Below are 21,006 nucleotides of genomic sequence, written 5' to 3' on the forward strand. Positions count from 1 at the left end.
ATGACAAAGCCTTACAACATCCATATACATTAATAATCAATGGCTCAATAAACTATCCATAACAATAATGAATGGTTTTGGAGCTGAAATTGAAACCCTTAATCCCGCTATTTATCGCCGTTACCGCACTCTCAGGTTGTCAGTCTTCAAAAGATAATCTTGCTCCCTATGTCTTTCAGTCACAGTGCCAAGAAGCGGATGAGTATGATTTTGAGCCTCTGACTTTTACCGTCGATTCGTCTTTTGAGCAGGCGCGAGTCAATGGTGTTATCTGTTCGGGCTCGTACACCGCATTTGAACAAATGACTAAACAGTACCCGAAAGTAAAGCTACTTCGATTAAAGGAGATACCAGGCTCTGTCGACGATGAAACCAACCTTCGTTTATCGAAGAAGATTCATCAGATGGGGATCAGTACTTACTTAGGTGAGAAAGGCATCGTTGAGTCAGGTGGGACAGATCTGTTTCTCTCTGGAGTAACCAGAAAGGCGGAAAAAGGCGCGAAAGTTGGCGTGCATTCGTGGGCTTTCGAAGATGATGAAGGAAAAGTAGTGGGTGGCGTTAACTTACCAAAAAGCAGCCCAGAACATCAGCCGTATATTGAATACTACCAAGATATTGGGCTAAGCAAACCTGAAGAATTTTATTGGTTTACTATGCATGCGGCGTCTGCAGAGGGAATCTATTACATGTCCCCACAACAGCTTGAACATTTCGGCTTTAATACCCCAAGCTTTGCATTCTAGGTTAGCGGGTTTTCTATCACTCTTTGATATTGGGGTGCGCACTGCCTTGGTAGTTAGGAAGTTGTTCTCGCAGTCCCATAAAGGTATTGCGAGCGCTTTCTTTAGCGAGTTTGTTGGCTAGCCAATCAGGCAGAGCACCGCCAGGATCAGCGAAAGCAACGTATTCGATAAGAGCACTACCATTGGTGAGCTTTTGCAGCGTCCATGTGGCTTTTACTGAGGTAATGCGGATGTAATCCTCTTGCTCGGGCAAACTGGCTGGAGGGGCGTCTTTGATGTTGAGTGTAAAGCCTATTTCATCGACGGAATATTTTGAGTAAGTGACCATATCGCGGTCTTTTGCAGGCCAAGGTGCGGCAAATTGTGTGTAGACAATGTTTTCGTTGGATGAGATTTGCTTTACAACGCGACTGTGACTGACATTATCAATCCAGTTCGGTACATTATCGGTATCTTCCAACAGCGACAAAAACGCGCTGTAGCTGGTGGGGGCGAACATTCTTGCTCTAATTTCGACCAGTCCATCACTGTGTTCGCGAGAGTAAATGGTAATGCCGTTACCATCGCTCTCAAACTTCCAGTTAGCAACAGGCTTTGCCCATACAGCGCTTGAGGCGATGAAACTGAAGATACAAATACTTTTCCCTAAGTTTGTCATTATCTTACCTGATTTCTAACCGTCCTTGTTTAAGTCTACATGACACTGAGCTTAATGCTTAATTCGCCCCCGAAGAGACTTGGTCTGCGATTTGATGTTTTTACTTTTCAGCCGTCTTTCTTTAGATGCGCGGGTTGGTTTTGTCTCTCGACGTTTCTTTTGCACCACCATTGCCGATGTGATCAGTTCAGCGAGTCTGTTGAGCGCATCTTCTTTGTTCTGCTCTTGAGTTCGAAATTGCTGGGCCTTTATTGTTATGACCCCGTCTTTTGAAATACGAGAATCACGCAGAGCAAGAATTCGCTCTTTATAAATGCTAGGTAAGCTAGAGTGCTTAACATCAAACTGAAGATGAATCGCACTAGAGACTTTGTTGACGTTTTGCCCGCCCGCCCCTTGAGCTCGTATTGCTGTGAGTTGTATCTCCCAAGCTTGTAGGGTGACGTTGTTGGATATCTTTAGCATTCAGTATCGGTGATTTAGATTATGAAGACTTATTGTAGCCTGACTGAAACTCTTCGCCATGGTTTTCAGGTTTTTTGAAGCCATATTGTTGGTAAATTACACAGTGCTCTATCGGTCAAAATGAGGGTCTAAGCATCTATAAACAAGGTTTAACGGCCCAGAAAGCATATCTAATGTGAGCTCACTGCCAGGCTGGCAGTTGAGGGCTAAAGCAAAGCCATGCAAGTAATCGGCAAGGAGGTCGATAGCGTGCTTAGTGGTCTCTGGAGTGAGTCCAAGCGGTTCTACGATCGTTTCAAAGCGTTCGATAAATACATTAGCAGGGCTGACAGAGTCCATTTTGAGCAGCGTTTCAAGTAACCCAGGGTAGCGATGCAAAAGTGATACGTAGCTGATGCAGAGCTGTGATAATTGCGCTCGCCAATCTTCACTTGAATCCGGCTGGTAGATATCTTCAATCAGAGAAATGACGATAGATTCTTGCAATGCATTCTTGTTACGGAAGTAGTGATATATCGCCATTGCGTCAACGGATAACTCGGTGGCTAACCCTCTGACACTTGGCATTTTATTGTCTCTAAGCATCAACTCTTTTGCTTTATCAAGAATACGTTCAGCATCTAATTGGCTTGTTTGAGCTTGGGGGCGCCCTCTGCGTTTTTGCTTGACAGACATCTTAGGATCTCATTAATCTAATATTAATTCTACGGTGTAGAATTAATTGTAACTCAGTTTTATACTTTGTCCAAACTCGTTGATCGGAGAACCTGACCATGGCAAATATCGTATTTATTGCAACCAGTCTTGACGGTTATATTGCAGACAAGGATGGGGGACTCGATTGGCTGCACTCGATACCTAACCCAGACAATATTGATATGGGATTTGTGCCCCTGCTTGAGCGTGTCGATGCGCTGGTGATGGGCAGAAATACCCTTGAAGCAGTACTAAGCTTTGACGTTGATTGGCCATACATTAAGCCCGTCTTTGTGCTGAGTAACACATTGAAAGAAGTCCCATCTGGCTACCAAGACAAGGTGTTCTTAGTCAGCGGAGATTTGCCTGACATCGTTAAGGATCTTAATGCTCAAGGCTATCAGGATTTGTATATCGACGGTGGGGTGACAATTCAAAACTTCTTAAAGCTAGATCTGATTGATGAACTTGCTATCACCACTATTCCTGTCGTTCTCGGTGGTGGCGCAAAACTGTTCGGTGAACTGGATGGTTTGCAGAAATACAATTTGGTTGAAAGCAAGGTCTATCTTGATGCGATTGTACAAAGTCGCTACCTGCGTCAGCGATAGTTCTTAGTTGAATACGGGTTAGGCAAGCGTTAAACAGCGAGTTGAGTTTAGATTCAAGCTTACTTTCATTGTATCGAGAATGAGACGCTTCGGTATACATAATCGGATGAGCTAGCAATCACCGACATCTGAGCTAGTTTTAAAGAGTCATTCGCTCAGGTCTAGGAGGAAAATGCAAATGAATCCAGTTGGTTGGTTTGAAATCTATGTTGACGATATGTCGCGGGCGAAAGCGTTCTATGAAGCGGTGTTTGATACGTCGTTAGAGAAACTTGATGGTGACGCTAAGATGGAAATAGAAATGTGGCTTTTTCCATCCTCTATGGAACAGTACGGGGCAGCGGGTGCGTTAGCAAAAATGGCAGGGGTTTCTCCAGGTGGCAATAGCACACTGGTCTACTTTTCTTGCCAAGATTGCGCTAATGAGCAGTCAAGAGTAGAAGGCGCTGGTGGTAAGGTGGTTCACCCTAAATTTGCTATTGGCCCACACGGTTTTATCTCAATGGTCTCCGATACTGAAGGCAATATGATTGGTCTTCACTCGATGGAATAACGCCGACTACACATTTTAAGTTGAGCCCCCCAAGCTGTATGCAGGGGGCTCAATGGTTAGATAAGTGTCGCTGCGGTTTGGTCACCCATTGCAATCAGAGTATCTAAGATCTTCTCGCCATCAGCACGTAAACCGTTGTGCTCATATTCATTGGTAATCCAAGCTTTGGCATTCGGCATCTCTGTCAGCGTTTCTCGGCTGATATCCATCTCAACAAACATGTCATCGGCATAGACAGCGCAGCTTACTGGTACTTTATTGCTTGCTAACTGCTTCGCATCGTATAACGGTTGCCAATCTTGTTTTGCTGCGAGTAACTCAGCGGCAGGTTTAAGTGGTTGCAAGTTCTTGTATTGATCAAACATCCAAGGGAAGACCATCTCGCCAGTAAAGTAGAAAGGTTTATCTTTGTCGTAGTTAAACGCTGGGTTTTGCTGACGAACTTTATGAGCACTCCAGTTTGACGCAAAGCCTTGGCAATAGATTGATTCATGCAAAATTGCATAGATTGGATTGGTCTGGAAACCTTGTTCCATCAGCATGCTACTTAAAAACTCATAGCGCAGTTCGGTTTTGCTATTCACCTCTACAAGGGCATTTTCTAGCGCGTAATAGGTTGGCAAGAAAGTATCACTCATCCCAAAGTTAATTCCAATCTGCTGGAATTGCTCAACGGTAAATCGCTGTCCGTTGGGTAGGTATTCTTCGTTATCGATCAAGTGATCGGCAATCTGTTTACACAGCTGTTGAGCTTTAGGGAACTGCTGGAAGAAAGCTTGGTTCTTTTCCATCGTTCGTTTAAACGTCGCCTGATATACATCGTCTGGGTGACGAGAAATCGACGGGACACCGCCAGTAATAAAGCTGCGAGACAAACTCTGAGGAAAAAGTGATAGATAGGTAAGTGAACAGAAACCACCGAAGCTTTGACCTAGAATTGACCACTGCTCAACCCCAAATTGCTTGCGAATAAACTCGGCATCGCGAACGATGTTGTCAGCACGAAAGTAGCTTAAATACTCCGCTTGCTCTTCAGGTGTCAGATGTGCCAGAGTTTGGTGAGAGATCACTGAACTATTCCCCGTTCCACGTTGGTCTAACAGTAAAACACGGTAATCTTGCAGCGCACGTTTTACCCATCCGCTATTGCCATTTTGACGAGGAGAGGGGAAGCCTGGGCCGCCTTGAAAGTAGACCAACCAAGGCTTTGCGCTGTTACCATCTGAAACCAAGGATAGCTCACGAGCAAAAACGGTAATTTCACCTTGCGTATCGTCTGAGTAATTTAAAGGGACTTGAAAGTAATGCGGAGTGTATTTTACTCCTGCATCAATAAATTGCTGAGCGGTATTCATAATAGTTAGTACATCCGTGACGTTGAGATGCGGTATCTTATCGTGTTGCCATGCGGACACCAATGCTAGAATCACTTAGTGTGGACTGAGCGATGACAATGATAAATCTCAGTGACCTGAGTCATCTTTACCCTTATCCTAACCTTGGACTAAATCATAGATAACCAAAAGAATGAAATTATGAATGTTTTTGACTCTCCATTTGCAGGCAAACCGCTCACTGAGCAGGTAACCAACCCCAATATTATTGTTGGTCGTCATAGCTATTACTCCGGCTATTATCATGGTCATGGCTTTGATGATTGCGCGCGTTACTTAAATCCGGATAGAGACGATGTCGATAAACTGATCATCGGTAGCTTTTGTTCGATAGGCTCGGGTGCTGCGTTTATGATGGCAGGGAATCAAGGGCACCGCAGCGACTGGATTTCGACTTTTCCTTTTTTCTATCAAGAGGATGAGAACTTCGCTGATGCACAAGATGGATTTTCCCGCGCAGGAAACACTGTAGTGGGGAATGATGTGTGGATCGGTTCCGAAGCGATGATTATGGCGGGGGTAACCATAGGAGATGGCGCTATTATTGCCAGTCGTGCTGTTGTGACCAAGGATGTCGCACCCTATGAAGTCGTGGGATCAAATCCTGCAAAGCATATTAAGTATCGTTTCTCAGAAAGTGAGCGAGAGAAGCTAAATGAAATGCAATGGTGGCACTGGCGTGACGAGCAGCTTAAAGGCGCTATGTCATTACTCTGCTCGTGTGATGTGGATGGGTTGTATCGCTACTGGCAGCAACACACCACTGATTAAAATTGAGACAAGGCACAGATATTCACTTCTGTGCCTTTGTTTTATCTATGGTCACCTTTAAGGTCATAATACCAACCAGAATAAATTTCTGGTCATTCTTGCTGGTTAAAATCGCTGATAGCTGCGTTATAGATTTTGTAGGTAGAGAAACTAGCTAGCTGCAATCTATGCCTTGCTCTAAGCGATTTTTCCTGCGCAATTAACTGATCAGCCATTTATCCCGATTGGTATAAATTGAAGGACTACTCACCCAACAAGGTTTTTGCTATGGTTCTGCCCAGTCACTCTAACATTCACCCCTATTTGCAAGGGGCCTACTTCGCTGATACACACAATATCGAGTTGCCATATAACGGTGAATCCGCACTCGAAGTCTACTTTGCGATGGTGAATAAGACGCCCCGCTGGGTCAATGCGCTGATGGATTTACGCAATCGCATTGTTTCTAAACTGGGGTTGAAACACCTAGGGCGTATGGCGGATCTGGATGAAAACAAGCCGATAAGCGATTATCGAGTTGGCGATCAAGTGGGTATATTTTCGATTGTGAGTTTAAGCGACAACGAACTGCTAGTGGAGGATTGCGATAAGCACCTCAATGTTCGGCTCTCTTTTCTTATTGTTCCTGATGGCGACACAATGACCTTGCATGCAACAACGGTTGTCGATGTTAAGAACACGTTCGGCAAAGTGTATATGTTTTTTGTGGCCCCAGTACACAAGCTGATAGTACCCACCTCTTTGAAAACACTCGTGCTAGCTTAAATCTCATTGTCGTTCGAATTATTCGAACGACAGGCTCTAATCTCCCCACTCAATTTACTCTTCAAGGTCAGTAAACTGTCTTCATTCCTTCATGGAGCCAAACTAAGGGGAGACAGCATGAGTGTAACCAGACAAGTTAATCAAGTAATCCAAGTTCATCCTACCTCAGATGGTGATGGGGTTAAGATACAGCGCGTGGCTGGGTTTAATAATGCGCAGTTTTCTCCATTTCTAATGGTTGATGAGCTTAAGTCGGACCAACGTTCAGATTACGTTGGCGGCTTTCCTCCTCATCCTCACCGCGGAATAGAAACGCTAACTTATATGCTCAAAGGTCATTTTCAACACAAAGATCATATGGGCAATGTTGGCGAGCTAAGAAGTGGTGGTGCTCAGTGGATGGCAGCTGGCCGAGGAGTTATCCATAGTGAAATGCCTATTATGGAAGAAGGTGATTTACATGGTTTCCAAATTTGGATAAATCAACCTGCGCGAGACAAAATGAAGCCAGCTCAATATGTCGATTTTCAGCCAGAGACGATCACTGAACATAGTGACGAGCAGCTTGGTCTAGTCCGCGTACTGGCCGGAACGATCAATGCCAATGAAATGCAGCTTAAAGGTCCGTTAAATAAGACGGGTGTTGAGCTTAGCGTGTCTGATTGGCGCGCCGAAAGTGACCAGCAAGTGAGTGTGTCGGTACCTGAGCAATTCAACATGATGATCTTAAACTATCAAGGCAAGGTACAAGTTGGTGATTACACACTCAAGCAGGGTGAACTTGCGCTGCTGGGTAAAGGTGAGCGAGTCGACTTGCAAGCGCTTGAGCAAAGTAGCGTGTTAATTTTCGCTGGCGAGCCAATTGATGAGCCTGTCGTTCATTACGGCCCTTTTGTCATGAATACAATGGATGAGATTAATCAAACCATACAGGATTACAATTCTGGTGTGTTTGAAACTTACTAATCAACTTTAGGAGTTCAGCTTGAACTTCAATTAACGCAAAGCGAACTATTCACTGCCAGTTCTTTTTGTTTTGCCACACATTTCGAATGTGGCTTTTTTCGTTTTTACACGCCTGCAATATCGTTCAATAACTCTTACTTCTCTTTGGCTAGGCTAAATGGCTAGTGAAGGAGAACAAAATGAATAGTCTAATTATTGCTATGTTGGCGTTTGCATTTGTGGGCGCCGCCACACCCGGGCCGGTGAATCTTTTGGCGACGGCCACTGCCGCTCAGCGGGGTAGTCGAGAAGCCGGTAAATTGGTGATAGGGGCGTCAATTGCTTATGCTTTAGTTGTGCTCATCTCTGGCAGTGTAATGCATGAGTTGGTTGAGTTCTTGCCCTTGTTGGAAGCCACATTGAAGTGGGTAGGCAGCGCATTTTTACTCTATCTCGCATACCAGATATTTGCTACACCTGTGGCTGAATTGGAAGGGCAAACGACGCAGACCTCAGGCTGGTGGATAGGATCGCTTACCCAATTGCTTAATCCTAAAGCTTGGTTGGTGGCGATGTCTGGAGTCAGCTTGTATGTGGTAGGACAGGGCAACACAGATTACTGGCTTTGGGTATTTACTCTGGTGTCGTTAGTTTGTTGCTTAGTGGGTGTCGGCTTATGGGCGGTGAGTGGGCGCGCTTTATCTAGTTACTTATCTCAGCCCCATAAGCAGCGCATTTTTAATCGAATGATGGCGATAACCTTGGCCGCTTCTGTTAGCATGATTTGGTTATAGTTTTGCAAACCTATACAGCGCAAGGAGCTGCGCATGAAAAAAGATAACAGCGCGAACTTTAAGCAAAGTACGGTATTGCCTTGGATTGAGATGAGAATCGCAAGCCAAAGCACCGCTTGTTATGCAGCGCATTCTCATGATGAGTTTTCATTTGGGATAATTCAACAAGGCAAAGCTGACTATCGTAATCACAGCTCGACGCATCATATTGGTCGCGGTGACATAGTGACGATTAATCCCGCCGATGTTCACTCTTGTAACCCAGAAGCGGGAACTTGGTCTTATAGCATGCTGTTTGTTGATACTAAACAGATGGGGGCGATTCAGCGAGAAATTCTCGGCCAATCTCAGGCTGGGTATAGTGCAGACTACACACCATTTCGTCACGCATTTGAGCGCAGTGAGCTAATCAAAAATCACTATTTAGCTCTGTTTAACGATCTCCAGTCAGAATCGAGCCAATTACAGGTACAAACTCGTCTGTATGACTTTATTGAAGCTGTTCACGTGCAGAGCTCTATGGAGGTTAAACCCTCCCCTTCTTCATCATTAAAGAGGGTGCAAGAAAAACTGCTCGATGACGTTAGCCAAATTCATCAATTGGATCATTTAGCGCAAGAAGCCCAGATGAGCCGTTACCAGCTCCTTAGAGCGTTCAAGCACTACTATGGTCTTCCGCCTCATGCCTATTTGATGGATGAGAAAATCAAACGTGCTAAGGTGATGCTTAAATCCGGTCAGGAGATCGTCGAGGTAGCTCAAGAGCTTGGTTTTTCTGACCAAGCGCACTTTCAGCGTCAGTTTAAAAAGAAAATTGCCGTTACCCCTAAGTTCTATCAATCACACTTTGTAGATTGAGCAGCAATAAAAAAGGAAGCCGAGGCTTCCTTTTTATCTATTTAACGCGTGATTTAAGCGCTTTGCTTTTCAGCCTCTTCATCACCGATAAAGCCACCTGTCTGGTGGGCCCAAAGCTGAGCGTAGATTCCGCCACTTTGAACTAACTCTTGGTGAGTGCCTTGCTCGACGACTTCGCCTTTATCGAGAACGATCAATCGATCCATAGCGGCTATGGTTGAAAGTCGGTGCGCAATGGCAATAACCGTTTTACCTTGCATCAACTCATTCAGGCTCTCTTGAATGGCTGCCTCAACTTCTGAATCTAGGGCTGAGGTTGCTTCATCAAGAATCAGAAGCGGAGCGTCTTTCAGTAGGACACGTGAAATCGCAATACGCTGACGTTGACCACCAGAAAGCTTCACACCACGTTCGCCAACCTGAGCATCGTAGCCTACGTTGCCAAACGGGTCGTTCAGTGTTTCGATGAACTCATGTGCGTGCGCCTGTTTCGTTGCACGGTGTAACTCTTCTTCGCTCGCATCAGGGTTGCCATACAAGATGTTATCGCGGATAGAGCGGTGCAGCAGTGAGGTATCTTGCGTTACCATACCGATGTTACTGCGCAGTGAGTCTTGAGTGACATCAGAGATAACCTGACCATCGATCTTGATCTTACCGCTTTCAACATCATGGAAACGAAGAAGCAGGTTAACCAAAGTAGATTTACCCGCGCCAGAGCGACCGACTAGCCCCACTTTTTCACCTGGCTTGATGTTCAGGTTAAGGTTACTAATAACGCCTTTGGTTTTGTCACCATAGTGGAAGCTAACATCGTCAAACTCGATACCGCCTTGATTGACTACTAGAGGTTTCGCGTCTGGTTTGTCTTGAATATCAATGGGTTTAGACATGGTTTTCATGCCATCAACTACGGTACCCATGTTCTCGAACAGAGCCCCGACTTCCCACATGATCCACATCGACATACCGTTGATACGCAGTGCTAGGGCAATCGCAATCGCAATTGCACCGATACTGATCGAGTTATCCATCCACAGGTAGATAGAGAGCGCGCTGATTGAGAACACCAAAACGTAGTTAGTAATCTCGACCGCGACATCAAACCCTGTCACTAAACGCATTTGACGGTAAACGGTGCCTAAGAAGCCATTCATGCCTTCTTCGGCGTACTCTGTTTCACGTTGGCTATGCGAGAACAGCTTCACGGTTGCAATGTTAGTGTAGCTATCGACGATACGACCCGTCATGGTTGAACGAGCGTCCGCTTGCTCAGAAGCAACCTGTTTCAGCTTAGGTACGAAATAGAGCTGAATACCGACATAGCAGAATAGCCAAATGATCATTGGGATCATCAGGCGCCAGTCGGCCTGAGCTAATAGCACGACAATCGAGGTAAAGTAGACAGAAACGTAAACGAACACGTCCATCGTCTTCATCACGGTTTCGCGTACCGCCAGCGAGGTTTGCATCACTTTAGTCGCGACACGACCAGCAAAGTCATCCTGATAAAAGTTCAGACTTTGTTTCAGTAAGTAGCGGTGAGCTAACCAACGAATCGACATCGGGTAGTTGCCAAGTAACGTCTGGTGAACGAGTAGCGAGTAACCAACCACAAGAACAGGCATTACAACCAGCAAAAGGATGCCGTAGAAAATCAGATCACTCTGGTTATCTTGCCAAAACGTTTCTGGGTTACTGTTCGACAGCCAATCGACCAAGTTACCCATCGCTCCAAATAGAGAAACTTCAACAATTGCGACAATGGTTGCCATTACAGACATGATGATCAACGGGATTTCGAACCCGCGGGTGTAGTGGCGACAAAACGCAAAAATACCCGAAGGAGGCTGTGTTGGCTCCTGCTCGGGGAAAGGCTTAGTAAAGCCTTCAAACTTTTTAAACATAAATAAATTCCTAAACACGCAAAGATAGAAAGTTGCCTATGTGGCAGATGCGTACGTCCACTAGGGTCAATAGACCCTAAAAGGAAGGGTGAAACACCAATCTAGTCACCTATCTAGCTTGGTACAGCAATGGTATACCCTTAGTGGGGGAAATGTAACCAGTTTATTATTCTTTCCTTTGCATAATATTCAATCAAAGATAATAAAAAGTCATGGTGACAATAAAAATAACTGGCTGTAAGTTTAATAGCAGTAATTATTACTGTGGTTGTGGTCAATTATCAGGTTAATTCAGTAATATTTCATTTAACATTATGTCTACAATTGGCAGTAATGAGTGAGATTAATTGAGTCTGTCACAATGTTGAAACAGAAAACCCTACTACAGAAAAATCAATCAACAGTACAAAACGCTAATTGTGTGGTGATGGTGCCACCAAAAGAGTTTGCGTTTAATGCCGAAACGGCGCAGGACAATGAATTCCAACACCAAGTTTCTCTGTCTACCAGCGAAGTTCGCCAAAGTGCGATGCAAGAGTTTAACGCCATGGTGGCGGAGTTGCGTCAAGTGGGTGTTCAAGTTGTTGTCTATGATTACCCGTTGGGTGAGGTAGAAACACCTGATGCAGTGTTCCCAAATAACTGGTTTAGTACGACAGCGAGTGGCGAGCTATATACCTTCCCGATGGCGTGCAAAAACCGTCAGCAAGAAGTTAAAGTCGATGCATTAGTTGCAACGCTTGAAAGTGCAGGTCGCCCAGTACAATCTCAAGATAGTCTTCTGTCATATCTAGAGCAAGATGCGCATCTTGAGAGTACAGGCGTGATGGTAAAAGATCATGTCAATAGAACCGTCTACGCAGCGCTTTCTCAGCGTTGTGATCGTGAAGTATTGGAAGATTACGCTGAGCGTATTGGTTACGATCGAGTGGTTTCGTTCCAGACTGCATTGCCATCAGGAAAGCCGATTTACCACACTAATGTGATGATGGCGATCGGTGAAAGCTTTTGCGTTATCTGTGATGAGGTCATCCCTGAGTTTGAACGCCGCTTTGTCATCAAGTCATTAGCGAAGGACAAACAGGTGATTTCGATTTCACTAGAACAGATGAATCAGTTCTGTGGCAACATTTTACAGCTTGAAACGGTTAACGGTGAAAAAGTGATTGCGATGTCTCAATCAGCGTTTGATGCGTTTTCTCCAGCTCAACGTGCTCAACTGTCGAGCCATGGTAAGTTGCTGCCATTTAACGTTAAAACGATTGAAAACATTGGCGGTGGTAGCGTTCGTTGTATGCTAGGTGAAGTGTTCTTACCAACACGTACCAACAACCTATAAGCTTCAAGCGAATTTAAAAACAAATGGGCACCTTATTGGTGCCCATTTTAGGTTTAGTGCTATTGGTAGTACTGTTCTAGATAGTCGTTTAACTTGTCTATATCAACGGGCACTATCTCAGAGCTATCTGCGCCTTTCTTGACCAAGCCTTCTTTAATCAGTTCGTGGATAATGCGCGTATAGGCTCTTTCCGTACAGCCGAATCTTTGCGCTTCTTGGTACATATAACTGTGTCCCCTAGTATGAGTACCAGAGGTATATCTAGTGAGCATATCTTTGATGATATTGAACTTCAGCGGATAGAGAGAACGTTCCATCGCAATATGCATGGTATTTAGGTAGATGTTCGACATACGGTGGCTCATCCAAAAAGCCACCTGGGCATCTTCAAGCAGGAACTCAGCAAAGCGCTCTTTTGGAATCACGGTCAGTTGAGCATCTTGTGTTGCAATGACACTAAAAGGGCTAGGCTTATCAGAGAAGAACTCCATCTCACCAAAGAAGTTATCTTCCAGATAGTAGTCCCCTAAGCTGAGAGTCTTCCCATTCTCTGCGGTGTGCAGCACTGAAAACTGCGCCGCTTCTGTCCAATACACTTCATTGACTTCGCTATGTTGGCGAATGATGAAATCGCCTTTGCTGACGTGCAAGGTTTTGTACTGTTCACGTTTCACTAGTTGGCGGATCTTATTCAACCCGTCACTTAAAATCTTATTCTTATCCATAGTGAATTTGCTTTGCTTAACATTGATTTGGCTATTTTGGCGTGCGACCGGACAATTGTCGTGTTATATATCATCGTTAATCATATACCATGAGTTTTATCGTTATCAAAACAAATGATTAAGTGTCATTACCGCCACTTTGGTGTGTTGAGCTACGCTTACTCAATAAGCAGGAAAGTTAGGACAAAAACAGATGAACTACTTTGATCTCCCTAAAATCGATCTTCATTGTCACCTAGATGGCAGCCTTCGCCCGCAAACTGTGCTTGATTTAGCCGCTGAAAATAACATTGAGCTGCCTAGCCAGAATGCCGAAGAGATCAAAACAATGATGATTGCGCCGGAAACTTGTCCTAACCTGCAAGAATACTTAGACCGTTTTGCACTGCCAATTAAAGTGATGCAAACCGCAGACAGCATTGAACGTATTTCTTTCGAGCTGTTCGAAGATGCTGCAAAAGAGAACGTGAAGTACCTTGAAGTACGCTTTGGCCCTCAGCTGCATACCCAGCAAGGGCTGACTTACGCAGAAATCATTGAGAGTGCGGTCAAAGGCATGAAACGTGCTGAAGCGCAGTACGATATTAAAGGTAACTATATTCTGTCATTGGTGAAACTACTACCAATCGATTCAGTTAACGACATTATTGATGCCGGCGCTCCTTTGTTAGGTAAAGGCGTTGCTGCGTTTGACTTAGCGGGTGCTGAGCTAGACAACTTTGCTCATGAATATGTTGAGTACACTCAGTATGCTCGTGATAAAGGCTACCGAATCACCATTCACGCGGGTGAGCAAGGCTGTGGTCAAAACGTTTATGATGCCATCGAGTTGCTAGGTGCAGAGCGTATTGGTCACGGTGTAGCAATCAAAGATCATGCAGAGGCTTACAAACGCGTTAAAGAAGATGTGGTTGGTCTTGAAGCTTGTCCAAGTAGTAATGTTCAAACCAAAGCGATTCCAGAGCTTAAGCAGCACCCACTGAAAGAGTTCCACAACGACGGTCTAGCAGTTACGATTAACACGGATAACCGTACTGTATCAAATACGACGATGACCGATGAAGTGCAAAAGGTGATGGAGCAGTTTGAACTTACCGCTGAAGATTACAAACAGATCTATACCGCGAGTGTTGAACAGTCTTTTGCTTCTGATGAAGTGAAAAAACACTTAATGCAGTACGCATAAATCACTAGGTCAACAGGACCTAGTAGATAAAACAAAACCGCCGAATAGGGCGGTTTTGTTGTATTGGCGGCTTTGTTTAAAACTTAACTTGGTAGTTAAGAGTATAGGTGCGTCCACGACCTTTGTAATCATAAGCTGCTGATTCATAGTGCGTAGAGTAGATGATTTGCGCACGTTGACCCCAAGCTGTGGTGTAGTCCTTATCAAATAGGTTTTGAATACCGAAACCTAGGCTACCTACTGGAAGCTGGTAGCTACCGACCAGATCAAACAAGGTGTAGCCATCTAGCTTATTGTTTGAAGCATCTTCATAGTCAAACATGGTTTGGCTTTGCAGTTTTACCGCAAGATCTGCGTCGTACCAACCTGCCCAAGCATTGGCTTTAGAAGTACTTGCATAGCCAGCATCATAATCTTCCCAGCCGTTATTGCCTTTCACTTCAGATACTACATAGTGACCGGAAGCACCAAGCTGAATATTGTCATGAACCCAGTAAGATGCCATTGCTTCTAAACCGTAGACACGTTTCTTATCTTCGATTTCTTCAATAAGCAGTGTTGTCTTATTGTACTTAACATTCTTATCTGATTGAGAATAGTAAGCCGCAGTTTGTAGGTTTAGATCGCCTGTATCTAATCGGTAACCTAATTCAAAGCTGTTGGTCTTAATCCCTGACATTTTTGATTCATTGACGTTAATGCTGTCATTTAGTTGCCAATGATCTCCAACCAGTGTGTAGTTACCTTGTCCGTAGTACTTAGCGGGATCAGCAAGATCAAAGCCTTGTGAGAAGTTTGCCCATACTTGAGAGTCACTGTTTAGGTGATAAATTGTTCCCAAGTTAAATAGCGCGACGCCGTAATCTGTTTTACCACCAGGAACTGTATCTGCTGAAGTACCGCTACCTGCGGCAATTTTTTTCTGTTGAGTATAACCAACAAAATCATCAATCTTGTTTGACATGTATTGGTAGCGTACACCACCTTCGACTGTCCAATCTTCAGTGATTGAGTAGTCTGCTTGAGCAAAAGCGGCAACTGAGCTGACTTCAACTCCCGGGTAACGGCCAACTTGGGCATAAGTCTTGTTGATTAGGTTGCCAGAATTATTGGCAATGGTTGGATCATACAGTGCTTGGTTACTTTCCAACTTGTCTTGATAAGCATCGACACCATAAACAATGTTAAATTTATCGAAGTTTTTCGCGAGCGCTGCTTTAAGTGAAATGACATCTGTAATCTGTTGACCAGAAGACTGGAAATAAGGAGTGTAAGTCTGGTCTTCTTTGCGGTATGACGCTTCTGCTATGAGCTGATGGCCAAGGAATTGCTCATCCACGTAAGAGGCGCTAAGCATAATGCGCTCCGTACCGTGTTCACGATCAGAATCAAAACCTTTACGTACATCTACAAAGTCGCTACCAACAATGTACAGACCATATGGCGAGTCTTGTTGGCTATCATAGTACTGCGCAAGAAGATTCAGCTTTTTGGTGTCTGAAACATTAACACCTACTGTTGTTAGAAAATCTACAGTCTGATTAAACTGTAACGAGCCCTGTGAGATATCTGGAGTAACGATGGTGCCATTGGCATCGAAGAAGCCTTGGGTCTCTGTGTATACGACAGAAGTACGTGCTTGAACTTTTTCATTGCCGCCCGAAATAGACTGTGCAAGTTTGTAGTCAAAGTCTTCACTTGAGTTAAGACCAGATGTACCACCTACATAGGATTCAAACTCTAACTCTTCGCTTTGCGCTTTTTTGGTGATGATGTTAATCACACCGCCTGAAGCGCCAGCACCATATATTGACGTAGAACCGGAAAGCACTTCGATACGATCAATATTGAATGGGTCGATTGAATCTAGATGGCGGCTGATAGAGCGCGAAGATTGCAGAGAAACGCCATCGATCATCACGAGCATCTTACGTCCGCGAAGGTTTTGACCTAGATTAGTACGGGCACCGCTGCTGACATCCAAAGATGGAATTGCCGAAGCTAGAATATCACCAAGAGTCTTACCACCGCGGTATTCTTGTTCAATTTTCTCTGAATCGATATACCAAACCGTACCAGGAATATCACTGATCGCTTTTGGTGTACGGCTTGAAACCACCACCATTTTCTCTTCAGGTGTGAACTCTTGTGCTTGGGCTGTAAACACTGTGCTTGCAGCGGCGATCGCCATCGCAACAGTGGATAGAGGGAACTTCCCTTTACTCGCTTTCATTATTTTCTCTATGTTTATCAATACAAAGCTGCGCAAATTAGTATTTGGCGGCAAGACTGTTTTATTTATTCTAAATAAGAATCATTATTATTGTATTTCTGCAGCGAAAGTGCAATATGTTAATGCGAATTATTTTCTTTTAGCTCAATAGCGGGATAAGAATGGCAGCTTGAGGAGGACAAAAGAGTCGGTAGCGCTGAGCTGTATGGTGACCTCAGTGCGAGTTTATGAGTAACAACAAATTTGGGGTGGGATAGAAAAACAAGGCAGCTGTGCTTTAGCTACCTATTAATCTCGACGAAAATTAACTAGATGTCGATGTCAGCAATACTGGCCACGAGCTTTTCGCGTTCAGGCAACGAAAGATTGACCACATTGCTATAGGTGCGCTGCATGACGCGAATATCATTTTCTAGTAGTTGAGTGAGTTTAGATGACGCGCCTTGGTTGTCACCTGCCAATACAAGCTCGATGATATCCAGACGGCGCTGACAAGACTTGGTGACAGAAGATTGAATATGCATAGACACGAGATCGGTCGCTTTACGCATTCGATTATGTTGCTGCATATTGCCAAGCAAGAAGCGATTACCAGAACATGCGGCAAGCCGCTCATGGAACTCTGCACTTAAGTGAAACAAATCACTGGCGCTCACTGCATCAGGATCTTGAATCGCTTTAAGATGATGGTCGCGACACTCCTCTAACGTGTGGCGGTCGAGTGACCAACTTGGCTCAAGAAGACCGGCAGGTTCGAAGATAAGCCGACACCGGTAGCTCTCGGTGTGTCGTTCAAGCGTATTGAGTACGCCATCTAGATGCCATTTATAGCCGGGACTACGGCGCAAGATGCCATCACTTTCTAGTAGGCGGAGCACACTTTGTATTTCACCTCGGTTGGCGTTATAGCGCTCTTGAAGCTCTTTCTCAGAAAATGCCGCGTCGATATCACCGAAGAACAGATCCATGAGTAGTCTCAGGTAAAGCTTCTCCTGACGAGATTCTTCCTTATCGGAGGCATCATCAGATTTGATGGCTTGCGCATCAAGCTGTAAGACAAAGCCTTTATAGGGAACCGCTTTCGCGATCCCTAAAGCAGACATATAAGTGAGCACAGCGCGCATCGGCGTTCTTGAGACTTCAAACTGTTGGGCTAACGAAGATTCGTTCAGGCTGTCGCCAACTTTTGCATGCTCTGCTTTGAGCTTGCTGACGACTTTATTGAATAAATCTTGCTGAAGTTTAGTGATTGCTGTCTTTTCCATGAGTGACAATTTGTAGTGTTCTTGCCCCCATAGTAATCATAAATTCATCTCATTACCATTAATTGTATTTTTGCAACCAAAATACAATTAAATGAATTTGGAATAAGTAACAGATAGATAGGGCGCTTCAATAGAGAGGAGTGTTGCCACAGAAGACCAATGCGTTAGCCTTCTGCGGCGAGTTGTGGTTCTAGAGGCTAACGTCTCATTAGGTAGAGGAAGTAGCCGCCACCAATCAAGGACGCAAGCAGTCCAGCAGGGAACTGCCAAGGGAACCAAAGTGTTCGTCCTATCCAATCCGCCAACACCATGATGGTAGCCCCCAGTAAGGCCGCGGTGAGCATCTGCGGAGTGGCTCGATATTGGTGAAGTGAACGCGCCATATGCGGAGCCAGTAGGCCAATAAAGCTGAGTGGGCCAATCACTATGGTACACAGCGTCGTTAAGGCAGCAACCAATAACAGTAGCACCAACCTAACCACAGTGGCGTTCATACCAATACCATTCGCCGTGACTTCACCTAAGCCAATCAACTCAATCCAACGATTGAGAGATAGCGCAATCGCACCAACTAAGGTGACACCAATCGCGAGTAGTACAACGTCATTGTTTGCCACTAAGTAAGTCGATCCAGATAGCCAAGTGAGCAGTGCAGACGCGTTATCATGGCCTGAGCTCATTGCGATTCTGAGTAAGGCATCTAAACCTGCACTCAAGGCAATACCCGTCAGTAGGGTTTGTGTCGGGGCAAAATTGTGTTTTCTGCCCATTAACCATACCACTGCGGTTACCGAAACCGCGCCAAGCGTACCGAGTAACATTTGTTGTTCTCGGCCTACTGCGATACCAAACAAGGTGCCGAGAACCAGTGCGAGCGCCGCACCTGAACTAATTCCTAACACTTCCGGGCTAGCCATTGGGTTGTTAGAGATACGCTGAATAATCGTTCCTGCGAATGCTAAACCTATCCCCGCAATCAGCGCGACAAGTACGCGTGGCGCGCGCAGTTCGAACATTGCTTGGTTGAAACCAAGACTCCAACCAAACTGATTCTTACCGACCATAATCGCGAAGAGAGAAACAGTGATGAGTGCAACGGTCAGTGCAGCCAAAATATTGCGAGTGCTGACCAATTTGTAATGCTCGACATGTTCAGAGCGTGCTTTAAGGTCGGATTGCAGTTTAGTTCGTTGCAGTAGCCATAACAAAAAAGGCGCGCCAATTAAGGCTGTCATCGCGCCTGTCGGTAACAGCTCTCCACCGACACCAGAGAAAGGTTGGATTACTAGATCAACAGTGAGCAAGATACCACTACCGATAACACCACTGGCTAAAATTTGCTTGGCAAGGGCTCTAACACCAAGCATTCTGGCAATCGCAGGTGCAACGATACCGACAAAGCCAATTAAGCCCACTTCACTGACCACTGCAGCAGTAATGAAAATGGCTAACGATAAGCAGAGCAGTTTGATCTGTTTGATATTCACGCCCAACGATGTCGCGACATTGTCACCAAACTGGAGTGCGGATAATGGACGCTGTAAGACTAAGAGTAAGCTGGTAGGTAAGAGAACCAAAGGCAATAGCATTTGAGTACTCGACCAGTCATTTTGATTAAGTACACCCGCTCCCCAGACAAAGATACTGGTAAGTCGCTGTTCATGGAGCATTAACAACATGGTGTTGAGTGAACCTAAAAACAGGCTCACCACCATACCTGCGAGCACCATATGTAGTGGTGAAAAGCCTCTAGCGGAACTTAAAACAAACACCAGTCCGGTTGCGAGGCAGCCACCAATAAAGGCCGGAACAAAACCAGGAATGACAAGGTTGGCAGGGATTAACAAAATACCCAGCACCATGCCCAGTTCAGCACCTGCTGCGACGCCTAATGTTGTTGGAGAAGCGATCGGATTGCGCAAGACAAACTGCATTACACAACCGGCAACGGCTAGCGCAAATCCACAAATGATCGCGACAGCCAGTCTCGGCAAATAGGTTAAATGGGTGATGAGATGCTGATAATTGGCAGAGTCAAAATGAAAAATGGTGTCCCATATGAGGCCAATACCTTGTGAATAGGGAGCGGTTATTTGCAGCAGAGAGCCAATGATCAAAACAGCAGCGCTGAATAACGCTGCTGTTTTAAAACTTAATCGCCCGTTAGCTTGGTTTGCGATCTTTAAGGTATTCATTATTGTTGGATGAGTTGCTCGGTAATGTGGTCACTAAATCTTTGTGCTGCGATCAGACCACCAAAAGTCCAAATTGCAGGAAGCTCGTAAACAGAATCTGTACGAGTGAACTCCATCGCTTGCCAAAGAGGAGACTTCGTAAGTTGCTGACGTTCTTCTTGTTTTAAAGGACCAAAAATCATTACGTTGGCTTTTTGATGCTCGGCCAGCTTTTCTGTTCCCGTTGTGGTGAAGCCCCAAAGATTGGTTTGCTCTTGCCAATCATTCTTTAGCCCCATCGCGCTGATGGTGTCTTGCGCCAGAGAACCTTGGCTGTGAATACGCAGTGTTTTATCGTTAATGAATCGCGCAAACAGTAGCGGCTTGTCTGACTTTCCGGCTGATACCACTTTTTCTCCGTTGTTCGCAAGGCGTTGGTCCGTTTGCTCGATCACTTGCTTGGCACGTTGCTCTTTGTCGAACAGTTTACCCAAAGAGGTCGTAATAGATTTTGCTGACGCTAATGGTTGCTTTTCTTCACTATAAACACTGTAAACGAGAACTGGCGCAATCTTATTCAACTGCTCATAGGCAGCGGCCATATGCTTGCTGATTAAGATGACATCGGGTTTGATATCCGTGAGTAACTCTAAATTAGGTTCGCGGCGTGAGCCAACATCGATCACATCAGAATCTAGGCTTGGCTCAACAACCCATTGCTGATAGCCGTTGGTATCGGCGACACCTTCGAGGTCAACGCCAAGGCTGAGTACCGTTTCGGTCAGTACCCAATCTAGTGCCACGACTTTCTTCGGTGTCGTTCCAAAGGAAGCTGTTCCCATTTCGTGGGTAATATCGAGCGCGTAGCTATTGAATGCCAATGCTGCAGAGAGCATTACTATGAGTTTTTTCACAACAGGT

General features: G+C 45.0%; 20 protein-coding genes. 10 read left to right on the plus strand and 10 right to left on the minus strand.

Going from position 1 to position 21,006, the window contains the following annotated elements; all coding sequences use genetic code 11:
- Window positions 1-89: 89 nt before the first annotated feature.
- Window positions 90-746, plus strand: coding sequence for a hypothetical protein (locus AC5O63_RS05430; protein WP_367937237.1), 657 nt, complete (start codon window positions 90-92; stop codon window positions 744-746).
- A gap of 16 nt (window positions 747-762) precedes the next feature.
- On the opposite strand, the gene AC5O63_RS05435 is transcribed toward AC5O63_RS05430, so the two are convergent.
- From AC5O63_RS05435 to AC5O63_RS05445, 3 genes are all read right to left on the minus strand, one after another.
- On the minus strand, window positions 763-1,404 hold the full coding sequence (locus AC5O63_RS05435; RefSeq protein ID WP_494504195.1) for an START domain-containing protein: 642 nt from the start codon (window positions 1,402-1,404) through the stop codon (window positions 763-765).
- Window positions 1,405-1,455: 51 nt separating this feature from the next.
- Window positions 1,456-1,869, minus strand: a complete 414-nt coding sequence (gene arfB, locus AC5O63_RS05440; protein ID WP_004743942.1) for an alternative ribosome rescue aminoacyl-tRNA hydrolase ArfB — start codon at window positions 1,867-1,869, stop codon at window positions 1,456-1,458.
- 108 nt (window positions 1,870-1,977) lie between these two features.
- Entirely contained in the window at window positions 1,978-2,544 is a 567-nt protein-coding gene (locus AC5O63_RS05445) for a TetR/AcrR family transcriptional regulator (RefSeq protein WP_494504196.1), read from the minus strand.
- Window positions 2,545-2,642: 98 nt separating this feature from the next.
- Here AC5O63_RS05445 and AC5O63_RS05450 point away from each other — a divergent pair, with 98 nt between their 5' ends.
- On the plus strand, window positions 2,643-3,176 hold the full coding sequence (locus tag AC5O63_RS05450) for a dihydrofolate reductase family protein (RefSeq protein WP_494504197.1): 534 nt from the start codon (window positions 2,643-2,645) through the stop codon (window positions 3,174-3,176).
- A 172-nt stretch (window positions 3,177-3,348) separates the two neighbouring features.
- Entirely contained in the window at window positions 3,349-3,729 is a 381-nt protein-coding gene (locus tag AC5O63_RS05455) for a VOC family protein (protein WP_239824967.1), read from the plus strand.
- A gap of 56 nt (window positions 3,730-3,785) precedes the next feature.
- Here the strand turns inward: AC5O63_RS05455 and AC5O63_RS05460 are convergent, their stop codons facing one another.
- Complete coding sequence (locus AC5O63_RS05460) at window positions 3,786-5,084, minus strand: alpha/beta fold hydrolase (RefSeq protein WP_494504576.1); 1,299 nt, start codon at window positions 5,082-5,084, stop codon at window positions 3,786-3,788.
- A 177-nt stretch (window positions 5,085-5,261) separates the two neighbouring features.
- On the opposite strand from AC5O63_RS05460, the gene catB reads away from it, so the two are divergent.
- From catB to AC5O63_RS05485, 5 genes are all read left to right on the plus strand, one after another.
- Window positions 5,262-5,894 carry a type B chloramphenicol O-acetyltransferase gene (gene catB, locus AC5O63_RS05465; protein ID WP_494504577.1) on the plus strand — a complete coding sequence of 211 codons (633 nt, stop codon included), beginning with the start codon at window positions 5,262-5,264 and terminating at the stop codon, window positions 5,892-5,894.
- Between the two features lie 267 nt (window positions 5,895-6,161).
- Window positions 6,162-6,659, plus strand: a complete 498-nt coding sequence (locus tag AC5O63_RS05470; protein ID WP_494504198.1) for a DUF2867 domain-containing protein — start codon at window positions 6,162-6,164, stop codon at window positions 6,657-6,659.
- 117 nt (window positions 6,660-6,776) lie between these two features.
- A complete protein-coding gene (locus tag AC5O63_RS05475) occupies window positions 6,777-7,625 on the plus strand; it encodes a pirin family protein (RefSeq protein ID WP_494504199.1) in 849 nt (282 codons plus the stop codon).
- A gap of 179 nt (window positions 7,626-7,804) precedes the next feature.
- Window positions 7,805-8,398: a LysE family translocator gene (locus AC5O63_RS05480; RefSeq protein ID WP_494504200.1), complete on the plus strand. Its 594-nt coding sequence runs from the start codon at window positions 7,805-7,807 to the stop codon at window positions 8,396-8,398.
- Window positions 8,399-8,431: 33 nt separating this feature from the next.
- Window positions 8,432-9,256 carry an AraC family ligand binding domain-containing protein gene (locus tag AC5O63_RS05485; protein ID WP_494504201.1) on the plus strand — a complete coding sequence of 275 codons (825 nt, stop codon included), beginning with the start codon at window positions 8,432-8,434 and terminating at the stop codon, window positions 9,254-9,256.
- 53 nt (window positions 9,257-9,309) lie between these two features.
- On the opposite strand, the gene AC5O63_RS05490 is transcribed toward AC5O63_RS05485, so the two are convergent.
- The gene (locus tag AC5O63_RS05490) at window positions 9,310-11,163 is read right to left on the minus strand and encodes an ABC transporter ATP-binding protein (protein ID WP_494504202.1); all 1,854 of its coding nucleotides are present in this window, start codon (window positions 11,161-11,163) and stop codon (window positions 9,310-9,312) included.
- 361 nt (window positions 11,164-11,524) lie between these two features.
- On the opposite strand from AC5O63_RS05490, the gene AC5O63_RS05495 reads away from it, so the two are divergent.
- A complete protein-coding gene (locus tag AC5O63_RS05495) occupies window positions 11,525-12,502 on the plus strand; it encodes an arginine deiminase-related protein (RefSeq protein WP_494504203.1) in 978 nt (325 codons plus the stop codon).
- Between the two features lie 59 nt (window positions 12,503-12,561).
- Here the strand turns inward: AC5O63_RS05495 and AC5O63_RS05500 are convergent, their stop codons facing one another.
- Window positions 12,562-13,227: a Crp/Fnr family transcriptional regulator gene (locus tag AC5O63_RS05500; RefSeq protein WP_494504204.1), complete on the minus strand. Its 666-nt coding sequence runs from the start codon at window positions 13,225-13,227 to the stop codon at window positions 12,562-12,564.
- A 193-nt stretch (window positions 13,228-13,420) separates the two neighbouring features.
- Here AC5O63_RS05500 and add point away from each other — a divergent pair, with 193 nt between their 5' ends.
- A complete protein-coding gene (add, locus tag AC5O63_RS05505) occupies window positions 13,421-14,413 on the plus strand; it encodes an adenosine deaminase (protein WP_004743923.1) in 993 nt (330 codons plus the stop codon).
- A gap of 76 nt (window positions 14,414-14,489) precedes the next feature.
- On the opposite strand, the gene AC5O63_RS05510 is transcribed toward add, so the two are convergent.
- The 4 genes from AC5O63_RS05510 to AC5O63_RS05525 all read right to left on the minus strand — a co-directional run bounded on the left by AC5O63_RS05510 (window position 14,490) and on the right by AC5O63_RS05525 (window position 20,999).
- Window positions 14,490-16,646, minus strand: a complete 2,157-nt coding sequence (locus AC5O63_RS05510) for a TonB-dependent receptor (RefSeq protein WP_494504205.1) — start codon at window positions 16,644-16,646, stop codon at window positions 14,490-14,492.
- 308 nt (window positions 16,647-16,954) lie between these two features.
- Window positions 16,955-17,911 (minus strand): GntR family transcriptional regulator, encoded by a 957-nt coding sequence (locus tag AC5O63_RS05515; protein ID WP_494504206.1) that lies wholly within the window; start codon window positions 17,909-17,911, stop codon window positions 16,955-16,957.
- Window positions 17,912-18,108: 197 nt separating this feature from the next.
- Window positions 18,109-20,106 (minus strand): Fe(3+)-hydroxamate ABC transporter permease FhuB, encoded by a 1,998-nt coding sequence (gene fhuB, locus AC5O63_RS05520; protein ID WP_494504207.1) that lies wholly within the window; start codon window positions 20,104-20,106, stop codon window positions 18,109-18,111.
- Complete coding sequence (locus AC5O63_RS05525; protein ID WP_494504208.1) at window positions 20,106-20,999, minus strand: iron-siderophore ABC transporter substrate-binding protein; 894 nt, start codon at window positions 20,997-20,999, stop codon at window positions 20,106-20,108. The genes fhuB and AC5O63_RS05525 overlap by 1 nt, the downstream gene beginning before the upstream one ends.
- Between the last annotated feature and the right edge of the window lie 7 nt (window positions 21,000-21,006).

Source organism: Vibrio sp. SCP2 (assembly GCF_059295395.1).